We start from the raw sequence: 1,148 nt of genomic DNA on the forward strand, positions 1-1,148 counted from the left end.
TTCGTCGACATCGGCTTGACCACGATTTCTTCGGTGTGGAACACGCCGTCGACGACGATGCCAAAGGTCTGGCTGCCGACCTGGGTCACCACGATGAAGCCGTTCTCGGGATCGCTGGCCGCGCCGTCGTCGATCTTGAGCAGCTTCTTGAGGTGGATCAGCGGCAGCAGCTTGTTGCGCAGGCGCAGCACCGCGGTGTCCTTGATGCGCTCGATGCGGTGCTCGGAGTTGGCGCGCGCACGGACGAGCTCGACCACCGAGAGCTGCGGGATGGCAAAACGGTCGCCGGCAGCCTCCACGATCAGGGCGGAGACGATGGCCAGCGTCAGCGGGATCTTGATGGTGACGGAGGAGCCTTCGCCAGCCACCGACTTGATGTCGATGGTGCCGCCGATCTGGTCGATATTGGTGCGCACCACGTCCATGCCGACGCCGCGGCCCGAGACCGAGGTGATGGCGGCAGCGGTCGAGAAGCCCGGCGCGAAGATGAACTTGTGGATCTGGGCTTCCGACATCTTCTCGAGCTCGGCCTCGGTGGCCAACCCTGAGGAGATCGCCTTGGCCTTGATCCTGTCGGTGTTCAGGCCACGGCCGTTGTCGGCGATGCAGATGATGATGTGGCCGCCCTCGTGATAGGCGGACAGCCGGATGGTGCCCTGCTCGCCCTTGCCGCCGGCGAGACGCTCGGCCGGGGTCTCCAGGCCGTGATCGGCGGAGTTGCGCACCATGTGGGTGAGCGGGTCCTTGATCAAATCGAGCACCTGGCGGTCGAGCTCGGTGTCGGCGCCGTGCATCTCCAGCTCGATCTGCTTGCCGAGTTCGCCCGACAGATCGCGGACGATGCGGGGCAGCTTCTGCCAGGCATTGCCGATCGGCTGCATGCGCGTCTTCATGACGCCCTCCTGCAGCTCGGCGGTGACGTTGGAGAGACGCTGCAACGGCACCTTGAACTCGGTGTCCTCGTTGCGGCGGGAGATCTCCAGGAGCTGGTTGCGGGTCAAGACCAGCTCGGAGACCATGGTCATCAGATGCTCCAGCGTATCCACGTTGACGCGGATCGACTGGTTGGCGATGCGGTCGCCTTCGGGGGCAGTCTCGTCGACCGCCGACTTCTTCGGCGCGACCTTCTCCTTGGCCTTGGTCTCCTT

At 64.8% G+C, this 1,148-nt stretch carries 1 protein-coding gene; it reads right to left on the reverse strand.

What is annotated here, in order from left to right; translation table 11 throughout:
• Window positions 1-1,148, reverse strand: a 1,148-nt coding sequence (locus IVB31_RS23950) for a chemotaxis protein CheA (RefSeq protein WP_247328474.1), incomplete at both ends; no start/stop codon positions are given.

Source organism: Bradyrhizobium sp. 21 (assembly GCF_023073335.1).
In the GTDB taxonomy this organism is placed as follows: domain Bacteria; phylum Pseudomonadota; class Alphaproteobacteria; order Rhizobiales; family Xanthobacteraceae; genus Bradyrhizobium.